We start from the raw sequence: 24,348 nt of genomic DNA on the forward strand, positions 1-24,348 counted from the left end.
TCACGCGGCGGGCGACCGGGGAGCGTGGCGCGGCCACGGGCGTGCGGCTTCCAGCTGCCCGGCGACGCCGAGAAGCAACGCTTCCGACCCGGGCCGCCCGAGGAAATGCGCGCCGATCGGCAAGCCGTCCGCATGCAGGGCCGCGGGCACGCCCAGGCCCGGGACGCCCGCGAAATTGGCGGCGCCGGTGAACGGCGCGTAGCGCACGCTGGCGACGAGGTTGGCCCACCAGCTGCGCCCGGCCCAGCCGTCCGCGGCCAGCGCGGTGCTGGTCGTCGTCGGCGTCAGGAGCAGGTCGTACGCACCCAGCTTGCGCAGCAGCGCGGCGCGCCAGCGCTCGCGCGCGCCGGGGCGGATCGCGCCGAGCCGCTGCGCCCACGCGCCCAGGGCGGCGTGCGTGCGCGTGCGGGGCTGCAGGCGGGCGGGATGGGGCAGGGTGCGGGCGTCCTCGTGCGTGCCCGCGAACCAGTGGGCGAAGACCGCGAGCGCGGTGGACGTGGGCACGACGAAGTCGATGTCGTCGACGGCGTGCCCCAGCGTGCGCAGGAGCGCCGCCACCTCGCGCACCGCCTGGGCGACGCCCGGATCGGTCCGGACGCCGGGCACGGGGCTGGTCGTCGCCAGCGCGATGCGCAGCTTGCCGGGCATGTCGATCGTGCCAAGCGCGGGCCGCTGCGCGAGCACGGACAGCACCAGCGCCGCATCCCGCGTGTTCGTCGCGAGCACGCCGTTGGCGGACATGCCGTACCAGGACCCGTTGCCGACGTCCGCGGGAACGACGCCGTCGCCCGGCTTCAGCCCCAGCACGCCGCAGGCCGCGGCGGGAATGCGCACGGAGCCCAGCCCGTCGTTGCCGTGCGCGACGGGCACCAGGCCCGCCGCGACGGCGGCCGCGCTGCCCCCCGAGGAGCCGCCCGGGGCGCGCTGCAGGTTCCACGGGTTGCGCGCGGTGCCCAGCGGGCCATCGCTCACGGGCCAGATGCACAGCTCCGGAACGCGCGTGACGCCCACGACGACGGCGCCCGCGGCGCGCAGGCGGCGCACCACTTCGTGGTCCGCGGCGCTCGGCGCATCCGAGGTGGCTTCGGAGCCGACGCGCAGGGGCTCGCCGGCGACGGGGATGTTGTCCTTGACGGCGACCGGCACGCCCGCCAGCGGCAGGCTGGTGAGCCCCGGATGCGCGGCGAGCGCCTGCGCTTCCGCGATCGCCGCCGCCGCGCGCACGCGCTGGAAGGCGCCGATCGCCCCGTCCCGGGCCGCGATGGCCGCGAGGTGCGCGCGCACGGGCGCGTCCGCCGCGAACCGGCCGCTGCGCACCGCTTCGGCCATCTCGTGCGCGGGCAGGCCGAGGGGCATGGTGCGTGGCCTCAGGCCCGGCCGAGGCGCGGCCAGGCGGCGCCGGGGACGGCGGCGGGCTTCGCGACCGGCGCCGCGACCGGCCCCGCCTTGCGGTAGATCCCGCAGATCAGCACGGTGTCGCCCACGCGCTGGAAGTAGGCGGACTTCTCCTCGACCCGCCCCGTGGCCGGGTTCACCGGGCGGTAGTCGCACCAGCCGCTGCCCTGCTTCAGGGCGAGCTGCACCAGCATGCGCGAGAAGAAGCGGCCGTCGGCATCCTGCTGGTTCCAGTCGTTGCGCCCCACCTGGTCGGGGCTGCTGCCCAGGGCGAGCACGGTGCACTTCGGGTCCAGCGCAACGAGGAACAGCTCGCCGCGCACGAAGCCACCGCGCCGGTCGTTGAAATCCGCCAGCGCGCGCTGCAGGCCGTGGCGCCGCACGTGCTCCACGGCCGCCTGCACCAGTGCGACGGCCTCGCCGCGCTGCTCGCTGCGGTCCGTCTTGAAGCGGCCCACCACCTCCACCAGCTGCCGTGCCTCGCGCTCGAAGGATTCCGCCGCGCCCGCGGCTTCTTCCACGAGCGCCGCGTTCTGCTGCGTCACGGCGTCCACCTGGGCGATGGCCTTGTTGATCTCCTGCACGCCGCTGTTCTGCTCGCGCGTGGCGAGCGCGATGCCGCCCAGCACCTGCGTCACCTGTTCGACGCTGCCCAGCACCCGGCCCATGGTCTCCTCCGCGGCGTCGACGAGTTCGCGGCCGCGTTCGACGCTGGCGATCGATTCGCCGATGAGCCCGTGGATCTCCCTGGCGGCTGCCGCGCTGCGTTGCGCCAGCGAGCGGACTTCGGTGGCGACCACGGCGAAACCGCGGCCCTGGTCGCCGGCGCGCGCGGCTTCCACCGCCGCATTCAGCGCCAGGATGTTCGTCTGGAAGGCGATGCCTTCGACCGTGCCCAGGATCTCGGCGACGCGGCGCGCGCTGTCTTCGATGCTGCGCATGGTGGCCGCTACCTGCTGCATGCGCTCCGCGGCCTGGGAGGCGACTTCCCGCGAAGCGCCGGCCAGCTCGTTCGCCTGGGCGCAGCCCTCGGCATTGCGCTGCGCCGATGCCGCCAGCTGCTCGATGCCGCTGGCCGTCTCCTCCAGCGAAGCGGCCTGTTCTTCCGTGCGTTGCGCGAGCTGCGCGTTGCCGTCGGCGATGGTGCGCGCGCCGGCGGCGATCGCCTCGGCGCTGGCCCGGACCTGCAGCACGATGTCCGCCATCGTGCCGTTCATCTGGATGATGGAGTTCCACAGCCGGCTGGAGTCCCGCGTCCCGCGCTTCGGCACGGCCACGCCCGCCGACAGCAGCTCGCCGCCGGCGATGCGGTCGGTGATCCGGATGATGCGGGCGATGCCGGTGGACACGAACTCGCGCAGGGCGATGAGCCCGTAGACCGCCAGGGCGCACAGGGCGGCGACGAGCGCGAGCAGCTGCGGCCGCGGCAGCAGGTCCTGCGCGAACAGCGCGATGCCGGTGGGCAGCAGGAAGAGGGCGCTCACCATGACGAAGGCAGCGACGAAATTGAGCCGCGCGAGCACCCAGTGGGCGGGCGCGAAGAGGATCTTGACCATACGACGTCTCCGGTGGCGCTGTGCACCGCGCCCGCTACCCGTCTGCGCGGGCTGTGTCTTTGTGTGAGATCAACTATAGCCGCGCTGGCGCGGGTTGCCGCCCCGGGGAGTCGCGCTGGCCCAACAGGAGGCGGCCCCAAGGCTCGTGCCGAAAGTGCTAGCGTGCGCACATGGCCAGCCGCATCGAACACGACACCTTCGGGCCCATCGAGGTCCCCGCCGAGCGCCTCTGGGGCGCGCAGACGCAGCGCTCGCTGCAGAACTTCGACATCTCCGGCGAGCGCCAGCCGCGGGAGATGATCCGCGCGCTGGTGCAGGTCAAGCGCGCCTCCGCCGTGGTGAACCACCTGCTCGGGCTCCTCGACCAGCAGAAGGCCGCCGCCATCGTCGCGGCGGCGGACGAGGTGCTGTCCGGCCAGCACGCGGATGAATTCCCGCTGGTGGTCTGGCAGACCGGCTCCGGCACCCAGACCAACATGAACGTCAACGAGGTGCTGGCCAATCGCGCCAGCGAGCTGCTCGGGGGCACGCGCGGCGAAGGGCGCCGCATCCATCCCAACGACGACGTGAACAAGAGCCAGTCGTCCAACGACGTGTATCCCACCGCGATGCACCTCGCGGCCGTGGACGCGATCCGCAACCGCCTGCTGCCCTCGCTCGCGCAACTGAAGGAGACGCTCGCGGCCAAGTCCGACGAGTTCCGCGACGTCGTGAAGATCGGCCGCACGCACCTGCAGGACGCGACGCCACTCACGCTGGGGCAGGAGTTCTCGGGCTACGTCGCGCAACTCGAACAGGCGGACCGGCACCTGCACGGCGCCCTGCCGCACCTGTGCGAACTGGCGCTCGGCGGCACCGCGGTGGGCACGGGGCTCAATGCCCCGAAAGGCTATGCGGAGCAGGTCGCGACGGAACTCGCGCGCCTGACGGGCCTGCCGCTGGTGACGGCGGCCAACAAGTTCGAGGTGATGGCCGCGGCGGACGCACTCGTGCATGCGCACGGCGCGCTGAAGACGCTGGCCGCGAGCCTGATGAAGATCGCCAACGACATCCGCTGGCTCGCGAGCGGCCCGCGCAGCGGCATCGGCGAGATCAGCATCCCGGAGAACGAACCGGGCTCGTCCATCATGCCCGGCAAGGTGAACCCCACGCAGAGCGAGGCGGTCACGATGCTGTGCTGCCAGGTGTTCGGCAACGACGTGGCGATCAACTTCGGTGGCGCGTCGGGCAACTTCGAGCTGAACGTCTTCCGGCCCATGATCGCGCACAACTTCCTCCAGAGCGTGCGCCTGCTGGCCGACGGCATGCGCAGCTTCAACGACCACTGCGCCGCGGGCATCACGGCCAACCGGGAGCGCATCGATGAACTGGTGCAGCGCTCGCTGATGCTGGTGACCGCGCTCAACCCGCACATCGGCTACGACAAGGCCGCGGCCATCGCGAAGAAGGCGCACAAGGAGGGCACCAGCCTGCGCGAAGCCGCGATCGCGTCGGGGTACCTGACGGGAGAGCAGTTCGACCAGTGGGTGCGGCCGGAGAAGATGGTGGGGATGTGAAGGTCGCCCTGCGCCGCTTTCCGCGCGGGGGCCCTGCCGCACCGTAGGCTGGGTTGCCCGAAGGGCACCCCAGCTTTTCGCGGCGGCACGCATCGCTGGGGTGCGCTTCGCGCAACCCAGCCTACGACCCGGAGCGCGGATGACCAGGAACTGGGACAAACCCTCAAGCCTTCTTCCCTCAGTGTCGACGTTAGGGTCTGAAGTGTTGACACTTTGAAAATCCGTCTCCAACATGCGCCAGCGGTCCGCGCATGGCCGCGTCAAGGAGACAAGCATGTCCGTGAAGCCCGCCGCCGCCCTGGCGCTCGTGGCCGCACTTGCAGCCGGTGCGGCCCATTCCCAAGCTCCCGCTCCCTACGACGCGACGCCGCAGCTGGTGGCCGCCGCGCAGAAGGAAGGCAAGGTCGTCTGGTACTCCGCCACCGACGTCCAGGTCGCCGAGAAGCTCGCCCGTGCCTTCGAGGCGAAGTACCCGGGCATCAAGGTGCAGGTGGAGCGCTCCGGCGCCGAGCGCATCTTCCAGCGCATCAACCAGGAGTACGGCTCGAAGATCCACAACGCGGACGTGGTGGAGACGTCCGACGCGGTGCACTTCATCCACTTCAAGAAGCAGGGCTGGCTGCAGCCGGCGGTGCCCAGCGAAGTGGCGAAGTTCTGGCCCAAGGACGAACGCGATCCCGACGGGCAGTTCGCGGTGTATCGCGCGCACCTCTCCGTGATCGCCTACAACACCAAGCTCGTGCCGAAGGAGCAGGCGCCGAAGTCGCACGCCGACCTGCTGGACCCGAAGTGGAACGGCAAGATCGTCAAGGCGCACCCGGGCTACAGCGGCACGATCATGACGGGCACGCAGGCCCTGAGCCAGTCGCCCCTCGGGTGGAAGTACTTCGAGGCGCTGGGCAAGCAGAAGATCATGCAGGTGCAGTCTTCCACCGAGCCGCCCAAGAAGCTGGCGGCCGGCGAGCGCCCCGTGATGGCCGACGGCAACGAGTACAACGTGTTCCTGCTGAAGGAAAGCGGCGTGCCCATCGAGCCGGTGTACGCGCCGGAAGGCACGCCCCTCGTCGAGGGCAACGCCGCCATCCTGAAGAACGCGCCAAACCCCAACGCGGCAAGGCTGTTCTACCACTTCATGTTCACGCGCGAGGCGCAGCAGCTCAATAGCGACGTCGGAGGCCTCCGCTCCTTCCATCCCGAGGTGAAGGAGAAAGCCGGCCGCATGCCGCTGTCGCAGATCAAGCTGCTGCACTCCGACCCCGAAAAGCTGGATCCGGAAAGCATCAAGAAGAAGTACGAAGAGTACTTCGGGACCTGACCGGTGACGATCGCCGTTGAAGCCACCGAGGCGATCGCCAAGCCGCACTTCCGCGTCGACCTGCTCAAGCCGGTGTTCTGGGCACTGGCTGCGGTGCTGGCCGTCCTGGTGGTGCTGCCGCTGGCCTGGCTCGCCTACTACGCGGTCGTCGACAAGAACGGCCAGCTGACGCTGGCCAACTTCGCGGCGCTGGTGAACGACGCCACGCTGCGCAAGCCCTACCTGCTCGCGATGGGGATGGCGCTGGGCGTCGGCGCGCTGTCCTGCGCCATCGCGACACCGCTCGCGTGGCTGGTGTCGCGCACCAACCTGCCGGGGCGGCGCGTGGTGCGCGCGCTGGTCACGGCATCCTTCGTCACGCCGCCTTTCCTCGGCGCGATCGCGTGGGAGATCCTGGCGGCGCCGAACAGCGGGCTCGTCAACGTCTTCTGGCGGCAGCTCACCGGGGCGCAGCCGTACGACGCGCTGGTCAACATCTACACCTTCACCGGGCTGGTGTTCGCCATCGCCTGCTACACCTTCCCCTATGTCTTCACGCTGGTCGCCAACGGCCTCGACCGGGTGCCGGCGGACCTCGAGGACGCCTCTTCCATCCTCGGCGGCCGCGCCTGGACCACGCTGCGGCGCGTGACGCTGCCGCTGGTGCTGCCGGCGATGCTCGCGGGCTCGCTCATCGCGATCCTGCAGGCGCTGACGATGTTCGGCTCGCCCGCCATCCTCGCCTTGCCCGCGGGCTTCCACGTGATCACGACCAAGATCTGGAGCCTCTTCCAGTTCCCGCCCAAGCCGGGGCTCGCCGCGGCCGCCGCGCTGCCGCTGCTGCTGATCACCGTGCTGCTGCTGCAGGGCAAGAGCTGGATCCTGGGCCGCAAGGGCTACACCGTGCTGGGCGGCAAGAGCGGCGAGCCCCGCGTCACGCAGCTCGGGCTGTGGATGCCGGTCGCGGTGCTGTTCGCCTTCTTCGTGCTGTCGCTCACCGTCCTCCTGCCGTATGCGGCGCTGGTGAAGGCCGCGCTGACGAAGAACGGCGTGGACGGCCTCACGCTGCACAACTTCCACTTCGTGTTCTTCGAGTTCTCGGCCACGCGGCTCGCGATGTGGAACACCTTCCTGCTCGGTTTCTCCACCGCGACCATCGGCACGGGCCTCGCGCTGCTGGCGGCCTACATGGTCTCGCGCACGCCGGTGCGCGGCGCGGGGATGCTGGGCATGCTGGCCACGGCACCCGTGGCGATCCCCGGCATCGTGCTGGGCGTCGGCCTGTTCCTCACCTACTCGCACCCGCAGCTGATGCTGTACGGCACGCTGTGGATCCTGCTGATCGCCTTCCTCACCATCGAGATGCCCGCGGGCTACCAGCAGATGTCCGCGGCCTTCCACGGCATCCACCCCGAGCTGGAGGAGGCGAGCCGCATCCTGGGCGCGAGCCGCCTGAAGACGCTGCGCCTGATCACGGCGCCCCTGCTGCGCACGAGCGTCATCGCCACCTGGTGCTTCGTCTTCATCGGCACGATCCGCGAGCTGTCCGCGACCATCCTGCTCACCACCGCGAACACCAAGCTGGTGTCCGTGATCATCTACGACCTCAACGAAAGCGGCGACATGGGCGCGATCTCGGTGCTCGGGATCACGTTGCTCGCCGTCTCGTTCACCGTGGTCGTGATCGCCAACCGCCTGCCCCTGCTGGGCGGACCGCGCCTGCCGGCGCTGCGCTGAAAAGAAGAACCAATGGGATTCCTCGAACTCCAGGGCCTCACGAAACGCTACGCCGGCGCGCCGGTGGTGAAGGACGTCTCGCTCTCCGTCGACAAGGGCCAGCTGGTCTGCCTGCTCGGGCCCTCGGGCTGCGGCAAGACGACGACGCTGCGCCTCATCGCGGGTTTCGTCGAGCCGGACGGCGGCGAGATCCGCGTGGGCGGCCGCCGCATCTCCGCACCCGGCGACAGCGAGGCGCCCGAGCGCCGCAACATGTCGATGATCTTCCAGAGCTACGCGCTCTGGCCGCACATGACGGTGTTCGACAACGTCGCGTACGGCCTCAAGTTGCGCGGCCTGTCGAAGAACGACACGCAGCAGCGCGCGGAAACCATCCTCGCCGCCACGAAGCTTTCGCAGCTCGCGCAGCGCTATCCCGGCGAGCTCTCCGGCGGCCAGCAGCAGCGGGTGTCGCTTGCGCGCGCGCTGGTGGTCGAGCCGGAGACGCTGCTGCTCGACGAGCCGCTCTCCAACCTCGACGCCAACCTGCGCGAGGAGATGCGCTTCGAGATCCGGCGCCTGCACGACAAGTACCGCTACACGACCGTCTACGTCACGCACGACCAGGCCGAGGCAATGACGACGGCCGACCTCATCGTCGTGATGAACAACGGCGTGATCGAGCAGGCCGGCTCGCCGGAAGACGTGTACCAGCGGCCGAAGACGGAGTTCGTCGCCCGCTTCATAGGCGGCACCAACATCCTGCGCGGCAAGTGGGACGGCCAGGACGGGGTGGCGTCGGCCAACGGCCTGTTCCTCCGCTGCGGCTCGGGCGAGTTCGCCAAGGACGGCGACACCGCCGTCTCCCTGCGCCACCACGACGTGCACCTGAGCGCGACGAAGCCCGCCGAGACCAATTGCGTGCAAGGCACGGTCACCCGCCAGATCTACCTGGGCTCGCACCGCGACTACCTGGTGACGCTGCCCGACGGCGAGAGCGTGCGGGCCGTCGCGCCGTCCGACTTCAGCCTGGCGCCCGGCGCGTCCGTCTGGCTGCACCTGCCGCCCGCGCACTGCCGCGCCCTGGCGCACTGAACCCATCCCGACCGACACACCAAGAGGAGCATGTCGTGAGCATCACCCAGCAACAGGCCGCGGAACACCTGACGCACTACGTGGCCGATTTCGTCTGCAGCACGCGCCTGCAGGACCTGCCGCAGGACGTCGTGGGCCTGGGGAAGAAGTCCATCCTCGACGGCATCGGGCTGGCGCTGTCCGGCGGCGCCAGCCATCTCGGAGAACTGGTGCGTCGCCACCTCGCGGACCTGCACCTGGGCAACGGTCCCGCCACGGTGATCGGCACGCGGCTGAAGGTCGCGCCGCGCTTCGCCGCCTTCGCCAACGGCGTGGGCATCCACGCCGACGACTACGACGACACGCAATTGGCCGTCGCGACGGACCGCGTGTACGGGCTGCTGACGCACCCCACGGCGCCCGCGCTTCCTGCAGCGCTCGCGATGGCCGAAACGCTGGGCGCGAGCGGTGCGGATGCGATGCTGGCCTACCACCTCGGCGTGGAGGTCGAGTGCAAGATCTCGGAGGCCATCCACCCGCGCCACTACCAGACGGGTTTCCACTCCACCGCGACCTGCGGCACCTTCGCGGCGGCATCGGCCGCTTCGAAGCTGATGGGGCTCTCCGAAGAAGCGACCTGCCGCGCCTTGTCGATCGCGGGCAGCCAGTCGGCCGGACTGCGCGAGAACTTCGGGACGATGACCAAGCCCTTTCACGCGGGGCGTTCGTCGGAGAGCGGCGTCGCCGCGGCGCAATTCGCCTCCTACGGCTGGACGGCCACGGACAGGATCCTGGAAGCGCCGCGTGGCTTCTTCAGCGCCGCGGGCGGCGGCTACGACGCGAACGCGATCGCCGGCCGCCTCGGCAAGCCCTGGACCTTTGCCGAGCCGGGCGTGTCGATCAAGCCGCACCCGAGCGGCTCGCTGACGCACCCGGGCATGACGGAGATGCTGCGGCTGATCCGCGAGAACCGGATCCAGGCAAGCGACGTGGTGCGCGTGCGCGTCGGCACCAACCACAACATGCCCAACGCGCTGATCCACCACCGCCCGACCAACGAGCTGCAGGCCAAGTTCTCCATGGAGTTCTGCATGGCGATCCTGCTGCTGGAGGGCCGCGCGGGGCTGAACGAGTTCACCGACGCAGTGGTGAACCGCCCCGACGTGAAGAAGATGATCGAGAAGGTCGACTTCGTCGTCGACAAGGACGCGGAAGCGGCCGGGTACCACAAGATGACCACGATCATCGACATCGAGCTGGCCGGCGGCCGCAAGGTGAGCGGCCGCGCCGACTTCGGCAAGGGCAGCCCCGCCATGCCCATGACCTACAACGAAGTCGCCGACAAGTTCCGCGAGAACGCGGAGTTCGCGAAGTTCCCGAAGCAGAAGGCGGAAGAGGTGGTTGCGATGGTGCGGGAGCTGGAGACGCTGCCCAGGATCTCCACGTTGATGGACTCGCTGGCCCATGACCGCAGCTGACCCGCGGCCCGTGCTGGGATTGATGCCCGGCGACATGACGGGCATCGGCCCCGAAATCACCGCGAAGCTCCTCGCCAGCAACAAGCTGCGCGACGTCGCCCGCATCGCCGTCGTCGGCGACGCCCGCGTCTTCGACCTCGGCTGCCGCGACGCGAAGATCGAGCCGCAGTGGCGCTGCTACTCCGCGGTGCGCGACATCGACTGGTCACGCAACGAAATCCCCGTCGTCGACCTCGCGAACATCGACCCCGCGAAGCTCCCCCGCCGCGAGAACTCCCCCGAATCCGGCCGCCTCACCGGCGAGACGCTGCAGCACATGACGCAGCTCGCGCAGCGCGGCGAGATCGAAGGCGTCACCTTCGCGCCCCTGTCCAAGGCCGCCCTGCACCAGGGCGGCTGGAAGTACCACGACGAGCACCAGATGTTCGCCGCGTGGAATGACCACCAGGGCTTCTTCGGCGAGATGAACGTCATCGAGCAGTTCTCCACCTTCCGCGTCACCTCGCACGTGGCGCTGCGGCAGGCGCTGGAGCTGGTGACGCCCGAGCGCATCGCGTCCGCCGTGCGCCTGGCTGACCGCAGCCTGCGCGAAGCCGGACACGCCAAACCCCGCATCGGCGTGGCGGCGCTCAACCCGCACTGCGGCGAAGGCGGGCTCTTCGGCGACGAGGAGATCCGGCTCATCGCGCCGACGGTGAAGCGGCTGGCGGAAGAGGGCATCGCGGTGAGCGGGCCGATCTCCTCCGACGCGATCTTCCTCAAGGCGCTCCGGGGCGAGTACGACGGGGTGGTCATGATGTACCACGACCAGGGGCAGATCGCGACCAAGCTCCTGGGCTTCCACAAGGGCGTCACGGTCACGGCGGGGCTGAAGACCGTGTACACGACGCCCGCGCACGGCACCGCGTTCGACATCACGGGGCAGGGCAAGGCCGACACGGGGGCGCTGGAGCAGGCGCTGCGCATCGCGGCACGCATGGCCCTCGCCCGCAGGAAAGGGAAGGTGGCCGCATGAAGGACCCGCACCTGGTGCTGGGCGTGCTGGAGGGCGACGACATCGGGCACGAGGTCGTGCCGGCGTCCGTGCAGGTCGCGTCCGCCGCGGCGGAGCAGCACGGGCTGCGCATCCAGTGGAAGCCGATGCCAGTCGGCCGGCGCGCGCTGGACACGCACGGCGCCACCTTGCCCGCGGGCACGCTGGAGACGCTGGCCACCTACGACGGCTTCGTGCTGGGCCCGATCGGCCACCGCGAGTACCCGAAGGTGCCGGGCGCGATCAACCCGCACCCGATCATGCGCAAGCACTTCAACCTGTTCGCCAACGTGCGGCCGACGCGCTCGTACCCGGACATCGGCTGCCTGCGCGACGACGTGGACCTGGTGATCGTGCGCGAGAACAACGAGGGCTTCCAGCCGGACCGCAACGTGGTGGCGGGCTCGGGCGAGTTCCGCCCCAGCGAGGACATGACCATCTCCGTGCGCGTGATCACGCGCAAGGGCAGCGACCGGGTGGCGCGCGTGGCGCTCGCGCTCGCGCGCAGCCGCCGCAAGAAGCTCACCGTGGTGCACAAGAACACGGTGTTCAAGCTCGGTTGCGGCATGTTCGTCGAGGAGTGCCTGAAGGCCGCGAAGGACTTCCCCGACGTGGAAGTGAACGAGGTGATCGTCGACACCATGGCCATGCGCCTGGTGCGCGACCCGCACAACTTCGACGTCGTGGTCACCACCAACATGTTCGGCGACATCCTCACCGACGAAGCCGCGGGGCTGGTGGGCGGCCTGGGCATGGCGCCGGGCCTGTGCATCGGCGACGGCGACTTCGCGATGGCACAGGCCACGCACGGCTCGGCGCCGGACATCGCGGGGCAGGGGAAGGCGAATCCCTATGCGATGGTGGATTCGACGCGGATGCTGCTCGACTGGCTGGGGCGGCGGAAGAACATCCCGCAGGCCGTGGCGGCGGCGGGGAGCATGGAGCGCGGGCTGACCGCGGCGCTCGCGGATGCGAAGGCGCGGACGGGGGATATTCGGGGGCAAGGCAACACGGAGTCGTTTACCCGCGCGGTGATCGGCAACCTGTAGGTTGGTCGGATCCGTAGGCTGAGTTGCGCGAAGCGCACCCCAGCAGCGTGCGCGAAACGCTGGGGTGCGCTCCGCGCAACCCAGCCTACGAGTGCCTTCGGCAACCCCGCCCCGAGCGCCTGCGGCAACCCATCCCCGGGCGCCTTCGGCAACCCCGCCCCGAGCGCCCGCGGCCACCCAGCCGACGGGCCGCCACGCGCAGGCTCAGTGTTCTTCCGCCAGCGCGAGCAGCCGCGTCCGCCCCGCCTGGATGTGCTCCTCGGCGTACTGCTTCGCCTTGGCCGCGTTTCCCTTGGCGATCGCCTCGTAGATCCTGCGGTGTTCCACGTTGGAGCGGCGCATGTTGCCCGGCGCGTTGAAGTTCTGGCGGCGGTACAGGTGCAGCTCCTTCACGTAGCTGTCGTACAGCTGCCGCGCGCGCTCGTGGTGCGAAAGCGTGAGCACCAGCTCGTGGAAGCGGACGTTGAGGTCGTAGTAGAGCCCGCTGTCGTTCTCCTGGGCGGCGGTGTCCATGCCGTCCAGGAGCGACTCGAAGGCGGCACGGTCCCGGTCGGTCACGTGCTCGCAGGCCCGCTCCGCCGCGAAGCCGAAGACCAGGGCGCGCAGCTCGTAGATCTCCAGCATCTCCTGGATCGAGACCTTGCGCACGAACACGCCGCGGTTCACGACCGGCGTGACCAGCCCCGTGCCGGTGAGGATGCGGATCGCCTCGCGGATCGGCCCGCGGCTGGTGCCCATGCGCACCGCCAGCGCCGCCTCGTTCAGGCGGTCGCCCGCCTTGAACTCGCCGGCGTAGATCAGCTGCTTCAGCTGCTCCGCGATCTGCCGCGACAGGCCTTCGGTGGTCTGGATGGGAGGGATGGCGCTCATGACTGCACCGCCGCCCGGGCGGCGGCGATGTCGGCAATCATAGCAATCGTGTCGACGCTGTCACGGAGATTGTCGACACTTTGGCGATCAGAGTTCCTCGGTGTCGTGGTGCGGCGTGGGCGCCATCACGCGGTCGGTGAAGGCGATCGCCAGGGCCGACAGCAGGAAGGTGATGTGGATGACCGTCTGCGCCACCAGCACCTTCGTGTCGTAGTTCGCGGCGTTGATGAAGGTCTTGAGCAGGTGGATCGACGAGATGCCGATGATCGCGGTCGCCAGCTTCACCTTCAGCACCGAGGCGTTCACGTGGCTCAGCCACTCGGGCTGGTCCGGGTGTCCCTCCAGGTTCATGCGGCTCACGAAGGTCTCGTAGCCGCCGACGATCACCATGATCAGCAGGTTCGAGATCATCACCACGTCGATCAGCGCGAGGACGACCAGCATGATGATCGTCTCGTTGAGGGCGTGGATGCCCTCCCCGTTGTAGCCGATGCTCGTGACGAGGTGCTTCAGCGCGTCCTGGCTGCCCATGGCGGCCAGCACCAGGTACCAGAGTTCCAGCAGGAAGTGCACCACGTACACGGCCTGGGCCGCGATCAGCCCCAGGTACAGCGGCAGCTGCAGCCAGCGGCTGGCGAAGATCAGGTTCGGAAGCGGGCGCAGCGGCGAGGAGCGGCTGATGCCGGTGGGGTCTTGGCGCATGGTTGGGGGTTACTACGGATCGGGCCGATTGTAGATAAGCGCGCCGGAGGGCCAGAATCGGCGGGACGTGCGGCCGCCGGCAGTCAGTGGCTTGTAAGACCCTCCGCCGACAGTACCGCGCAATTCCCTTCCCCATCGGAGACAAGCATGAGCGCCATCGAGTCCGTCCTCGTCGAAAACCGCGTGTTCCCGCCCAGCGACGCCACCGTGAAGGCGGCGCGCATCTCCGGCATGGCCGCCTACGAGGCGCTGTGCAGGGAAGCGGAGAAGGATTTCGAGGGCTTCTGGGCGCGCCTCGCCCGCGACAACGTGCAGTGGACGAAGCCGTTCACGCAGGTGCTCGACGAGTCGAAGGCGCCGTTCTACAAGTGGTTCCAGGACGGCGAGCTCAATGCCAGCGCGAACTGCCTCGACAAGCACGTCGGCACGCCCGTGGAGAACAAGGTCGCCATCGTCTTCGAGTCCGACGACGGCCAGGTGAGCCAGGTCACGTACAAGGAGCTGCTGGCGCGCGTGAGCCAGTTCGCCAACGCGCTCAAGGCGCAGGGCATCAAGAAGGGCGACCGCGTCATCGTCTACATGCCGATGGGCGTGGAAGGCGTGGTGGCCATGCAGGCCTGCGCGCGCATCGGCGCGACGCACAGCGTGGTGTTCGGCGGCTTCTCGGCCAAGTCCATCCACGAGCGCGTCATCGACGCGGGCGCGGTGGCGATCGTCACGGCCAACTACCAGATGCGCGGCGGCAAGGAGATGGGCCTGAAGTCCATCGTCGACGAGGCGCTGGCCATGGGCGGCTGCGAGAGCGTGAAGAGCGTGCTGGTCTACATGCGCACGCCCACGGCCTGCAACATGGTCGCCGGGCGCGACAAGACCTTCGACGAAGTGCTGAAGGGCCAGTCGACCGAGTGCAAGCCGGAGCCGGTGGGTGCCGAGCACCCGCTCTTCATCCTCTACACCTCCGGTTCCACGGGCAAGCCCAAGGGCGTGCAGCACTCCACGGGCGGCTACCTGCTGTGGTCCAAGCTCACGATGGACTGGACCTTCGACCTGCAGCCCAAGGACCTCTTCTGGTGCACCGCCGACATCGGCTGGATCACGGGCCACAGCTACGTCGCCTACGGCCCGCTCGCGGCCGGCGCGACGCAGCTGATCTTCGAAGGCATCCCGACGTATCCGCACGCGGGCCGCTTCTGGCAGATGATCGAGAAGCACAAGGTCTCGATCTTCTACACGGCGCCGACCGCGATCCGCTCGCTGATCAAGGCGGCGGAGACCGACGAGAAGGTGCACCCGAAGAACTGGAACCTCACCTCGCTGCGCATCCTGGGCACGGTCGGCGAGCCGATCAACCCCGAAGCGTGGATGTGGTACTTCCGGAACGTGGGCGGCGAGCGCTGCCCGATCGTGGACACCTTCTGGCAGACCGAGACCGGTGGCCACGTCATCACGCCGCTGCCGGGCGCCACGCCGCTCGTGCCGGGCTCCTGCACGCTGCCGCTGCCCGGCATCATGGCCGCCATCGTCGACGAGACCGGCAAGGACATCCCGAACGGCTCCGGCGGCATGCTGGTGATCAAGCGTCCGTGGCCGTCGATGATCCGCACGATCTGGGGCGATCCCGAACGCTTCAAGAAGTCGTATTTCCCCGAGGAGATGGGCGGCAAGCTGTACCTCGCGGGCGACGGCGCGGTGCGCGACGCGAAGACGGGCTACTTCCGCATCACGGGCCGCATCGACGACGTGCTGAACGTGTCGGGGCACCGCCTGGGCACGATGGAGATCGAGTCGGCGCTGGTCTCCAAGACCGACATGGTGGCCGAAGCCGCCGTGGTGGGCCGGCCGGACGACCTGACCGGCGAAGCGGTGTGCGCCTTCGTCGTGCTGAAGCGCCCGCGTCCCACCGGAGAGGAAGCGAAGAAGATCGCCAACGAGCTGCGCAACTGGGTGGCCAAGGAAATCGGCCCGATCGCCAAGCCCAAGGACATCCGCTTCGGCGACAACCTGCCGAAGACGCGCAGCGGGAAGATCATGCGGCGGCTGCTGCGGAGCATCGCCAAGGGCGAGCAGATCACGCAGGACACCACGACGCTGGAAAACCCCGCGATCCTCGATCAATTGGCGGAGAACAACTGAATTCTTCGTCACCCCCGCGGAGGCGGGGGCCCAGGGCTTCCGGGAGCCCTGGGTTCCCGCCTTCGCGGGAATGACGAAAGGAGAAACGAAAAAGGCCCGCGCGAGCGGGCCTTCTTTCTGGGACGCAGCGCTTATTTCTGCGTCAGCACCCACGCCGCCAGCTTCTTCGCCTCGGCTTCGTTCACCTGCGCGTTCGCCGGCATCGGCACCGGGCCCCAGACGCCCGCGCCGCCCTTGATGATCTTGGCGGCGAGCTTGTCCACGGCATCCTTCTGGCCGGCGTACTTGGCGGCGACGTCCTTGTAGGAGGGGCCGACCAGCTTCTTGTCCACGGCATGGCAGGCCATGCAGTTCTTGGCGGTGGCCAGGGCCTGGTCCGCCAGAGCCGGCGCAGAGATCGCGGCCAGGGCCGCCAGCGCCAGGAGGGCTCGTTTCATAAGGGATCCTCGCTCGTTGGGTTACATTCCTTCAACGGTATTGTACGGACCGGCGTTGACCCGCCCGGCCGTCCAGGGAATTCGGGGTCGCGCGAAGGAGTTGGAGGGCGCATGTATCTGCTCGGACTGGGGATCGTCCTGCTGGCGATGAAATACCTGGAGATCGGCCCCGTGGCCGCCTGGGACTGGTGGGTCGTCCTCGTGCCTTTCGGCCTCGCCGCCCTCTGGTGGGCCTGGGCGGACTACTCCGGCTACACCAAGCGCAAGGCGGTCGAACGCGAGAACGCGCGCAAGAAGGCCCGCCTCGAGAAGCAGCGCGAGCAACTGGGCCTGGGCACCCGCAAGGGCCGCCGGTAAATCTCCGGTAAAGACTAGCCGGCGTCGCCGCCCCCCAGCGGCGGCGCATGCTTGCGCTTCAGCCCGCTCAGCGCCGGGCCTTCGATCACGGTCCCGTCCGGCCGGAACCGGCTGCCGTGGCACGGGCAGTCCCAGGTGGTCTCCACGCTGTTCCAGTGCACCTTGCATCCGAGGTGCGGGCACACGTTGGACACGGCGAAGAGCTCGCCCGCCGGCGACCGGTAGGCGGCGAAGGTCTCGCCTTCCGCGTCGACGATCGCGCTGTCCCCGGGCTGCAGCTGCGCCAGCTTCTCGTCCTGGCGGCCGGTGAGGTAGTCCTTCACCAGCTGCTTCACCACCGTGACGTTCTCCTCGACGATCGCCTTGGCGCCCTTCACCGGCGAGAGCCGGTTCGGCCGCACGAGGTCGGCGAATGCGGCCTTGTGCCCCAGGAGTTCGGCGGCGGCCAGGCGCGCGGCCACCGTGCCCCAGGTGAGGCCGTCGGTGGAGAAGCCGGTGGCGATGAAGATGCCTTGCGCGTTGCGCCCGATGTAGGGCAGGCCGTCGGCGCCGCGGTAGTTCTGCGCGGACCAGCGATGCGTGATCGTCCGCTCCCCGAAGTACTTCTTCGCCAGGTTTTCCAGCGCCAGCAGGGCCGCGGTGGCATTGTGGATGCCCACCTTGTGCTCCTGGCCGGCGCAGACCACGTACTGCTTGCCGCCCGCCTGCAACGTGCGCACCGACAGCTGCTCGCTGCCGCCGTACCAGAAGGTGCCGGGGCCGGGCGCCCCGTCCTGCGATTCGAAGGCCACCGCGTACTCGCGGTGCACGGGCATTTCCGCGTGCACGAGGAACACGCCCTTGGGCGTGTGCGTCGCCATGATGATCTCCCGGGCCGTCACCGAGCCCGACGCCGTGACCGCGCGCCTGTTCTTCAGGTCGAGGTCGATCACGCGCGAGTGCTCGTGGATCTCCGCGCCGGCTTCCGCCGCGCGCCGGGCGAGGGCCGCCACGTAGGCTTGCGGCTGGAACTGCGCCTGGTCCTGCAGCACCAGCACGCCGCTGCCTGCCGGGGGCAGCGGGGAAGGCACGCTGTCCTGGCGCTGCACGGCGATGCCGGCCGCCTGCAACGCCTCGAATTCCTTGTCGATCTCCTTGGCGCTGGACGCGTCGCCCCACTTGTACAGGTTGCAGCGGCGGAAGCCCACGTCCGGCAGCAGGCGGCAGCGTTCCTCGATGAAGGCGATGGCCGCACCGCGTTCGGCCGCGACCTGCCGCGCGACTTCGGGGCTCCAGCGCGACACCAGGTCGGCCATGCCGCTGCTGACCGTCTGGTACAGGTTGCCGGTGGAGTTGCCGGTCGTGCCGGTGCCGATCTCGTCGGCTTCCAGCAGCACCACCTTCGGCTTGTTCGGCGTCTTCTGCTCCGCGAGCAGGTCGGCCAGCGTCACCCCCGTGATGCCGCCGCCGATGATCAGCACGTCGGCCGTGACGTCCCCGTTGAGCATGGCGTAGCCGGTGGGCGGCGCCGTGCCTCGCCAGAGGGAAAGGGTGTCCATGACGTTCTCCGAGGGGAAAACGTCATGCTAGGCAGGACGGTGTTGCGGTCCCGTAGGACGGGGACGACAGTAGGCTGGGTTGCGCGAATGCGCACCCCAGCGATGCGCGCGGGGTGCTGGACGCTGGGGTTCGCTGGCGCGAAACCCAGCCTACGATCCCGATCCCGATCCCGATCCCGATCCCGATCGCGATGCCGCCAACGGGAGCTTCAGCTGAAGTTGTCCAGCACCGCGCCCTTGCTCGCGCTGCTCGCATTGAACGCGAACTTCGCCTGCACGCCGCGCGTGTAGCGCGGGGCCGGGGCCTTCCAGCCCGCCTTGCGCTGCGCGATCTCCGCATCGGACACGTTCAGTTCCAGCTTCAGCTGGTGCGCGTCGATGGTGATCGAGTCGCCTTCCTTCACGAACGCGATCGTGCCGCCCGCGGCCGCTTCCGGCGCGACGTGGCCCACCACCATGCCCCAGGTGCCGCCCGAGAAGCGGCCGTCGGTGATCAGGCCCACGCTCTCGCCCAGGCCGGCGCCGATCAGCGCGCCCGTGGGCGCCAGCATCTCCGGCATGCCCGGCCCGCCCTTGGGGCCCAGGTAGCGCAGCACCATCACGTCGCCCGCCTTGATCTTGCCGTCCAGGATGGCCTGCAGCGCCGACTGCTCGTCGTCGAACACGCGCGCGGGGCCGGTGATCACCGGGTTCTTCAGGCCCGTGATCTTGGCGACCGCCCCTTCGGGCGACAGGTTGCCCTTCAGGATGGCGAGGTGGCCTTCCTTGTACATCGGGTCGGCGATCGTGCGGATCACGTCCTGGTCCTTGCGCGGCTGGTCCGGGATGTCCTTCAGCGTCTCGGCGATGGTCTTGCCCGTGATCGTCAGGCAGTCGCCGTGCAGCAGGCCCGCGTTCAGCAGGACCTTCATCACCTGCGGGATGCCGCCCGCTTCGTGCAGGTCCACGGCGAGGTACTTGCCCGAGGGCTTCAGGTCGCAGATGACCGGCGTGCGCTTGCGGATGCGCTCGAAGTCGTCGATGGTCCACTCCACGCCGGCGGCGTGCGCGATCGCCAGGAAGTGCAGCACGGCGTTGGTGGAGCCGCCCGTGGCCATGATCACGGCGACCGCGTTCTCCAGCGACTTGCGCGTGACGATGTCGCGCGGCTTGATGTCCTTCCGGATGGCTTCCATCAGCACCTTGGCCGATTCCTTCGCCGAGTTCTGCTTCTCGTCGTGCGGGTTGGCCATCGTCGAGGAGTAGGGCAGGGACATGCCCAGCGCCTCGAAGGCGGAAGACATCGTGTTGGCGGTGTACATGCCGCCGCACGAGCCCGTGCCGGGGATGGCGTGCTGCTCGATGTCCTTCAGTTCCTGGTCGCTGATCTTGCCAGCGGCGTTCTGGCCCACGGCCTCGAACACGCTCACGATGTTCAGGTCCTGGCCCTTCCACTTGCCCGGGAGGATGGTGCCGCCGTAGACGTAGATGGCCGGCACGTTCGCGCGCAGGATGCCCATCATGCCGCCGGGCATGTTCTTGTCGCAGCCGCCGACGACCAGCACGCCGTCCATCCACTGGCCCTGCACGCAGGTCTCGATGCAGTCGGCGATGACCTCGCGGCTCACCAGCGAGTACTTCATGCCTTCGGTGCCCATCGCCATGCCGTCGGAGATCGTCGGCGTGCCGAAGATCTGCGGGTTGCCGCCGGCTTCGGCGATGCCTTCCACCGCCGCGTCGGCCAGCTTCTGCAGCCCGCTGTTGCAGGGCGTGATGGTGCTGTGGCCGTTGGCGACGCCCACCATCGGCTTGCCGAAGTCGGTCTCCTTGTAGCCCATGCCGTAGTACATGGAGCGGTTGGGAGCGCGCGACTTGCCTTCGGTGATGTTGGCGCTGCGCAGCGGCTGGATGGGGATGGTCTTCTGGCTCATAGGGCGCAGAGGATACGCCCGCGCCCTGATTCTTTCCAATCCGTTTCCGCGCGGGCATTAATATCCGCCGCGTATGAAGGAACCCGTGATCGAGCTGCGCCTGTGGCGCCAGTTCGCGGCCGTCGCCGAGGAGCTGCATTTCGGCCGCGCGGCCCGCAGCCTGCACATGACCCAGCCGCCGCTGACGCAGGCCATCGCGCAGCTGGAGCGGCTGCTCGGCGTGCGCCTGTTCGAGCGCACCAAGCGCAGCGTGCAGCTCACCGCCGCCGGCGAGGCCCTGCTGCCGCAGGTGCGCGAGCTGCTCGCCCGCGCGCGCGAACTGCCGGCGCAGGCGCGCGCGGCGGCGGGCGGCGAGCTCGGCCGGCTGCGCATCGCCTTCGTGTCCACGGTCGGCTTCGCCCTGCTGCCGCAGTGGCTGCGCGCGTTCCGGGCGAAGCACCCGCAGGTGCAGATGGAGCTGATCGAGGCGACCGGCGACGTGCAGGTGGAGGCGTTCGCGCGCGGCGAGATCGACGCGGGATTCATGCTGCACTCGCCCGGCTTCGCGCCGCGCGGGCTGCAGCACCGGCAGGTCGCGCGCGAGCCGCTGGTGCTCGCGCTGCCGGAGGCGCACCCGCTCGCCAGCGTCGCGCGCCTGCCGCTGGCGCAGGTGCTGGCCGAGCCGCTGGTGATCTTCCCGCGGCGCATCGTGCCGTCGCTGCACGACGCGGTCCTCGGCATGTACCACGCCGCCGGCCGCGAGCCGCGCATCGTGCAGGAAGCGATCCAGATGCAGACCATCGTCAACCTGGTGTCGGCCGGCCTGGGCCTCGCGTGGGTACCCGAGAGCGTGCGCCAGTTCCAGCGGGGCGGCGTCGTCTACCGCCAGATCGGCGGCAAGCAGGCGGCAGGCGTGCCGGAATGCGAGACGACGCTGGTGTGGGAGCGGATGACGCCGGTGCTGGAGAGGTTCGTGGATGTCGTAGGCCGCTGAAAGCGGACAGCCGGACGCAAAAGTCGCAAAAGCTACGCAGAAGTCGCAAAAGAACAGCCAACATATTGAGGAAGTCCTTTTGCGACTTTTGCGGAACCTTTGCGACTTTTGCGTCCGGCTGTTGGTCTTTGGTTCCCGTCCCCGCCTCCCCACGCCTGCGCCACAATCCGCCCATGCTGGTCCATCCCAAGATCGATCCCATCGCCCTGCAGCTCGGCCCCATCGCCATCCACTGGTACGGCATCACCTACCTGGTCGCGTTCGGGCTGTTCATGCTGCTGGCGCACCTGCGCCTGAAGCACGAGCCCTTTCGCTCGGTGCAAGGGGCCGGGGCCTGGTCGCGCAAGGACGTCGAGGACATGCTCTTCCTCGGCGTGCTCGGCGTCGTGGTGGGTGGGCGCCTCGGGTACTGCCTGTTCTACAAGCCGGGCTACTACCTCACGCACCCGCTCGAGATCTTCTTCGTGTGGCAGGGCGGCATGAGCTTCCACGGCGGCCTGATCGGCGTCATCGCGTCGCAGGTCTGGTTCGCGCGCAGCCGCAGCAAGCCTTTCTGGCAGGTGATGGACTTCATCGCCCCCTGCGTGCCGCTCGGCCTCGGGGCAGGGCGCATCGGCAACTTCATCAACGGCGAGCTCTGGGGCCGCGCGGCGGATCCGGAGCTGCCCTGGGCCATGGTGTTCCCGCAGAGCGGCACGGCCATCCCGCGGCACCCTTCGCAGCTGTACGAGTTCCTCCTCGAAGGACTCGTGCTGTTCCTCGTGCTCTGGCTCTATGGGCGCAAGCCGCGCAAGGAGGCGCAGGTCTCCGCCGTGTTCCTGGTCGGCTACGGCGTGGCGCGCTTCACCGCCGAGTACTTCCGCGAGCCCGATGCGCACCTGGGCATCCTGGCCTTCAAGATGAGCATGGGCCAGTGGCTGTGCATCCCCATGATCCTCGGCGGCGTGCTGCTGTGGGTCTGGGCCGAGACGCGCATCACGCCCGCCGACCGGCACCCCGCCGCGCCGCGCTCGCCGGCGCGCTGACCGGCGCGGGCGGCGCGCACGCCGTCCGTCGCCTCAGGGAAACTCCCTGCCCGAACGGCACCCACGGCGCCCGGCCTCGTCTCATAATTACCCGTAATTACAGGAAATTACGGCAGCCCACCATGCGCCTGGTCCCCAACTCCCTGCACGACGAAGTCGCGGCGCAGCTGCGGGAGCGGATCTTCGCGGGCGAGCTGACGCCGGGCACCTTCCTCGACGAACTCAAGCTCGCCGAGCAGATGAAGATCTCGCGCACGCCGCTGCGCGAGGCGCTGAAGGTCCTCACGCACGAAGGCCTCGTGCGGCACGAGCCGCGCCGGGGCTGCTTCGTCAACGAGGTGACGGAGCAGGACCTCGACGAGATCTTCCCCGTCATCGCGCTGCTGGAGGGCCGCTGCGCCTTCGAGGCCGCGCAGAACGCCAGCGACGCCGACATCGCCGCCCTGGAAGACCTGCACGACAAGCTGCAGCGCCACGCGAAGGCCAAGCGCATCAACGAGTACTACGCGACCAACTTCGCCATCCACGAAGCGATCATCGCGCTCGCCGGCAACCGCTGGCTCGCCGGCGTCATCGGCGACCTGCGCAAGATCGTCAAGCTCGCGCGCCTGCAGCAGCTGCACGCGCCCGGCCGCCTGGAGCAGAGCCTGTCGGAGCACCTCGCCGTCTTCGCCGCGCTGAAGGCGCGCGACGCGGAAGGCGCCGAGGCCGCCATGCGCACGCACCTCACGCGCCAGCGCGTCGCGCTGCGCGATCTCGCACGCAGCCAGCGATCGAGGCTCGCGTGATGCACCCCATTCGCAACTCCCGCAAAGGCGGCCCCCGATGAGAGACTGGATTTCCCGCGGGGCCGCCCTCTGGCGCCCCGGCTTCGAAGCCAAGGCCACCGCCGGCGCGGCGCGCGAGCCCAAGCCCATGGCCTCCGCCGCGGCGCAGGCCGTTGCGCAGGCGCCCTCCGCGCGCACCACGCGCGAGCGGCTGCAGGCCACCTGGCGACGCGGCGAGGAGGCGCTGTCGCCGCGCGTGCTGCGGCGCACGCTCGCGGAGCTGCAGGCCATCGTCGACCCGCGCGCGAGCGAGGTGGAAGGCGGCCGGCGGGCGAAGGCCTTCGCCGAGCGCTACGCGCAGGCACCCGCGGAGGAGCGCCGCGACGCGTGGCTGCTCATGAGCGAGCAGTTCGGCCCCGACCCGAAGAAGATCCAGTCCGCGCGCGAGCACTACGAAGCCGCGCAAGGCACGCCGGAAGAGGGCGCCGCGGAGATCAAGCTGCGCCGCGCGCTCGTCTCTCCGCGCACGCGCCTGCTGCAACGCTTCGCCGCCTTCCCCGAAGGCATGCGCTTCCTCGTCGACCTGCGTGCGGAGCTGCTGCCGCACCTGAAGGGCGACAAGCGCCTGCTGCCGCTCGACGCCGAACTGGAGACGCTGTTCTCCACCTGGTTCGACGTGGCCTTCCTCGAGCTGCGCCGCCTCTCCTGGGACTCGCCCGCGTCCCTCATCGAGAAGCTGATCAAGTACGAGGCCGTGCACGACATCCGCAGCTGGGGCGACCTGAAGAACCGCCTGGACAGCGACCGCCGCTGCTACGGCTTCTTCCACCCGCGCCTGGACGGCGACCCGCTGATCTTCGTGGAGGTTGCGCTCACCGACGCGATCTCCGACTCGATCACGCCCTTGCTGGACGAGACCGCCGCGGCCGCGGACCTGTCGAAAGCCACCACCGCGATCTTCTATTCCATCAGCAACTGCCAGACCGGCCTGCGCGGCGTGAGCTTCGGCGACTCGCTGATCAAGCGTGTGGTGGAAACGCTGAAGGAGGAGTTCCCGAAGCTCAAGACCTTCGCGACGCTGTCGCCCATCCCCGGCTTCCGTTCCTGGCTCACGAAGCAGGTGCCCGCCGACAAGCTCGCTGCGTGGGACAAGCCGCTGGAGCTCGCGGTCAAGGCGCCCGAGCGCCAGGAGCTGCTCTCCTGGGCGGCGCGCTACCTGGGCAAGGAACTGCAGGACGGCAAGCCCGTCGACCCGGTGGCGCGCTTCCACCTTGGCAACGGCGCGCGCGTCGAGCGCCTGAACTGGGCGGGCGACCCCTCGGCCAAGGGCGTGAAGCAGTCTTTCGGCCTCATGGTCAACTATCTGTACGATCCCAAACGGCTCGACAAGCACCGCACCATGCTCTCGCACGGTGAAATACCGATGGCCGGCGCGGTGTCCGACCTGTACCGTTGAGCGGTTTCGTTTTCGGTCCCGGCATCCAC

20 protein-coding genes are annotated in these 24,348 nt (G+C 69.3%); 13 read left to right on the forward strand and 7 right to left on the reverse strand.

What is annotated here, in order from left to right:
- A complete protein-coding gene (locus H8N03_RS08920) occupies nucleotides 1-1,356 on the reverse strand; it encodes an amidase family protein (RefSeq protein WP_187075817.1) in 1,356 nt (451 codons plus the stop codon).
- An 11-nt stretch (nucleotides 1,357-1,367) separates the two neighbouring features.
- Entirely contained in the window at nucleotides 1,368-2,951 is a 1,584-nt protein-coding gene (locus H8N03_RS08925) for a methyl-accepting chemotaxis protein (protein WP_187075818.1), read from the reverse strand.
- Nucleotides 2,952-3,121: 170 nt separating this feature from the next.
- Between H8N03_RS08925 and fumC the strand changes: the two genes are divergently transcribed.
- The 7 genes from fumC to H8N03_RS08960 all read left to right on the forward strand — a co-directional run bounded on the left by fumC (nucleotide 3,122) and on the right by H8N03_RS08960 (nucleotide 12,151).
- Nucleotides 3,122-4,507 (forward strand): class II fumarate hydratase, encoded by a 1,386-nt coding sequence (fumC, locus tag H8N03_RS08930; protein ID WP_187075819.1) that lies wholly within the window; start codon nucleotides 3,122-3,124, stop codon nucleotides 4,505-4,507.
- A gap of 274 nt (nucleotides 4,508-4,781) precedes the next feature.
- Complete coding sequence (locus H8N03_RS08935) at nucleotides 4,782-5,822, forward strand: ABC transporter substrate-binding protein (RefSeq protein ID WP_187075820.1); 1,041 nt, start codon at nucleotides 4,782-4,784, stop codon at nucleotides 5,820-5,822.
- 3 nt (nucleotides 5,823-5,825) lie between these two features.
- On the forward strand, nucleotides 5,826-7,538 hold the full coding sequence (locus H8N03_RS08940) for an ABC transporter permease (protein WP_187075821.1): 1,713 nt from the start codon (nucleotides 5,826-5,828) through the stop codon (nucleotides 7,536-7,538).
- 12 nt (nucleotides 7,539-7,550) lie between these two features.
- Nucleotides 7,551-8,612 (forward strand): ABC transporter ATP-binding protein, encoded by a 1,062-nt coding sequence (locus H8N03_RS08945; RefSeq protein ID WP_187075822.1) that lies wholly within the window; start codon nucleotides 7,551-7,553, stop codon nucleotides 8,610-8,612.
- A 35-nt stretch (nucleotides 8,613-8,647) separates the two neighbouring features.
- Complete coding sequence (locus H8N03_RS08950; protein WP_187075823.1) at nucleotides 8,648-10,069, forward strand: MmgE/PrpD family protein; 1,422 nt, start codon at nucleotides 8,648-8,650, stop codon at nucleotides 10,067-10,069.
- On the forward strand, nucleotides 10,056-11,084 hold the full coding sequence (locus H8N03_RS08955) for a PdxA family dehydrogenase (RefSeq protein WP_187075824.1): 1,029 nt from the start codon (nucleotides 10,056-10,058) through the stop codon (nucleotides 11,082-11,084). Before H8N03_RS08950 ends, H8N03_RS08955 begins: the two co-directional genes overlap by 14 nt.
- Nucleotides 11,081-12,151, forward strand: a complete 1,071-nt coding sequence (locus H8N03_RS08960) for an isocitrate/isopropylmalate dehydrogenase family protein (protein ID WP_187075825.1) — start codon at nucleotides 11,081-11,083, stop codon at nucleotides 12,149-12,151. The genes H8N03_RS08955 and H8N03_RS08960 overlap by 4 nt, the downstream gene beginning before the upstream one ends.
- A 204-nt stretch (nucleotides 12,152-12,355) precedes the next feature.
- Here the strand turns inward: H8N03_RS08960 and H8N03_RS08965 are convergent, their stop codons facing one another.
- A complete protein-coding gene (locus tag H8N03_RS08965) occupies nucleotides 12,356-13,021 on the reverse strand; it encodes a GntR family transcriptional regulator (RefSeq protein ID WP_187075826.1) in 666 nt (221 codons plus the stop codon).
- Nucleotides 13,022-13,108: 87 nt separating this feature from the next.
- Nucleotides 13,109-13,723 (reverse strand): TIGR00645 family protein, encoded by a 615-nt coding sequence (locus H8N03_RS08970; protein ID WP_187075827.1) that lies wholly within the window; start codon nucleotides 13,721-13,723, stop codon nucleotides 13,109-13,111.
- Nucleotides 13,724-13,870: 147 nt separating this feature from the next.
- Here H8N03_RS08970 and acs point away from each other — a divergent pair, with 147 nt between their 5' ends.
- Complete coding sequence (gene acs / locus H8N03_RS08975) at nucleotides 13,871-15,856, forward strand: acetate--CoA ligase (RefSeq protein WP_187075828.1); 1,986 nt, start codon at nucleotides 13,871-13,873, stop codon at nucleotides 15,854-15,856.
- 131 nt (nucleotides 15,857-15,987) lie between these two features.
- On the opposite strand, the gene H8N03_RS08980 is transcribed toward acs, so the two are convergent.
- On the reverse strand, nucleotides 15,988-16,293 hold the full coding sequence (locus H8N03_RS08980) for a c-type cytochrome (protein ID WP_187075829.1): 306 nt from the start codon (nucleotides 16,291-16,293) through the stop codon (nucleotides 15,988-15,990).
- Between the two features lie 111 nt (nucleotides 16,294-16,404).
- Here H8N03_RS08980 and H8N03_RS08985 point away from each other — a divergent pair, with 111 nt between their 5' ends.
- On the forward strand, nucleotides 16,405-16,650 hold the full coding sequence (locus tag H8N03_RS08985) for a TIGR04438 family Trp-rich protein (RefSeq protein WP_187075830.1): 246 nt from the start codon (nucleotides 16,405-16,407) through the stop codon (nucleotides 16,648-16,650).
- 14 nt (nucleotides 16,651-16,664) lie between these two features.
- Here the strand turns inward: H8N03_RS08985 and H8N03_RS08990 are convergent, their stop codons facing one another.
- Together H8N03_RS08990 and ilvD are read right to left on the reverse strand one after the other, a co-directional pair.
- A complete protein-coding gene (locus tag H8N03_RS08990) occupies nucleotides 16,665-18,188 on the reverse strand; it encodes an FAD-dependent oxidoreductase (RefSeq protein ID WP_187075831.1) in 1,524 nt (507 codons plus the stop codon).
- A gap of 209 nt (nucleotides 18,189-18,397) precedes the next feature.
- On the reverse strand, nucleotides 18,398-20,098 hold the full coding sequence (ilvD, locus tag H8N03_RS08995; protein WP_187075832.1) for a dihydroxy-acid dehydratase: 1,701 nt from the start codon (nucleotides 20,096-20,098) through the stop codon (nucleotides 18,398-18,400).
- A gap of 73 nt (nucleotides 20,099-20,171) precedes the next feature.
- Here ilvD and H8N03_RS09000 point away from each other — a divergent pair, with 73 nt between their 5' ends.
- The 4 genes from H8N03_RS09000 (at nucleotide 20,172) to H8N03_RS09015 (ending at nucleotide 24,319) form a co-directional block, all read left to right on the forward strand.
- Nucleotides 20,172-21,071, forward strand: coding sequence for a LysR family transcriptional regulator (locus H8N03_RS09000; protein ID WP_187075833.1), 900 nt, complete (start codon nucleotides 20,172-20,174; stop codon nucleotides 21,069-21,071).
- Between the two features lie 173 nt (nucleotides 21,072-21,244).
- Nucleotides 21,245-22,096 (forward strand): prolipoprotein diacylglyceryl transferase, encoded by an 852-nt coding sequence (lgt, locus tag H8N03_RS09005; protein ID WP_187075834.1) that lies wholly within the window; start codon nucleotides 21,245-21,247, stop codon nucleotides 22,094-22,096.
- A gap of 122 nt (nucleotides 22,097-22,218) precedes the next feature.
- Complete coding sequence (locus tag H8N03_RS09010; protein WP_187075835.1) at nucleotides 22,219-22,884, forward strand: GntR family transcriptional regulator; 666 nt, start codon at nucleotides 22,219-22,221, stop codon at nucleotides 22,882-22,884.
- Between the two features lie 37 nt (nucleotides 22,885-22,921).
- The gene (locus tag H8N03_RS09015) at nucleotides 22,922-24,319 is read left to right on the forward strand and encodes a malonyl-CoA decarboxylase (protein WP_187075836.1); all 1,398 of its coding nucleotides are present in this window, start codon (nucleotides 22,922-22,924) and stop codon (nucleotides 24,317-24,319) included.
- Nucleotides 24,320-24,348: the final 29 nt, after the last annotated feature.

The sequence above is a fragment of the Ramlibacter cellulosilyticus genome, from assembly GCF_014297465.1.
Taxonomy (GTDB): domain Bacteria; phylum Pseudomonadota; class Gammaproteobacteria; order Burkholderiales; family Burkholderiaceae_C; genus Ramlibacter; species Ramlibacter cellulosilyticus.